Raw genomic sequence first — 617 nt, forward strand, 5'->3', positions numbered from 1 at the left:
GCCCATGAGTGCGGTTTCCCCATTCTGGTTACGCAGATTCGGGTTGGCGCCGGCGTTCAGCAACAGACGCATGATTTCCAGGCTCGGGGCGTTGAGACGCAGGCCCGATGCCTGCAGCAGCGGTGTGTTGTTGCCGTCGTTGTTCAGCGCGTTGACGTTGGCTCCGGCCGCAATCAGCGCCTTGACGATGCGCAGGTTTTGCGGCGAAGCCTTGCCGTTGGTGTCGATGCCCGAGATGGCGTAGACCAGCGGCTGATTGCCCAGATCACGATAGACAGGGATCTCCAGATCGTTCTTCTGCGTGAGCAGGAGGTCGACCAGGTCGGCATCGTTGTTCGAGATGGCTACCGCCAGGGCGGACATGCCTTGTGGGCCGTCGTACTCGGCCGGCTGCGCGCGGTGCGCACGCGCGCCCTTGGCCAGCAGGTCGCGGATGGCCGCCAGTTTCTTTTCGTTGGGCTTTTGCTCGTACTGCTCGACCGTGGCGGCCAGTTTGTCGTCCAGCGAGGCGGGCTTGGCCTGCGTGGTCGGCGGTGCGAGCAGGGCGCAACCAGCCAGCAGGCATGCTGCGGTTTTCGCTGCTGTCGTTTTGGGGTGGAGTCGCTTCAAGATGGATG

General features: G+C 63.5%; 1 protein-coding gene. It reads right to left on the bottom strand.

Annotated features, from left to right (window positions below):
• Positions 1 to 617 (bottom strand): ankyrin repeat domain-containing protein (locus ACTWQN_RS38040; protein WP_443208530.1); only part of this gene is annotated, 617 nt, incomplete at both ends.

This window comes from Saccharopolyspora antiqui (assembly GCF_052246905.1).
Lineage (GTDB): Bacteria > Actinomycetota > Actinomycetes > Mycobacteriales > Pseudonocardiaceae > Saccharopolyspora.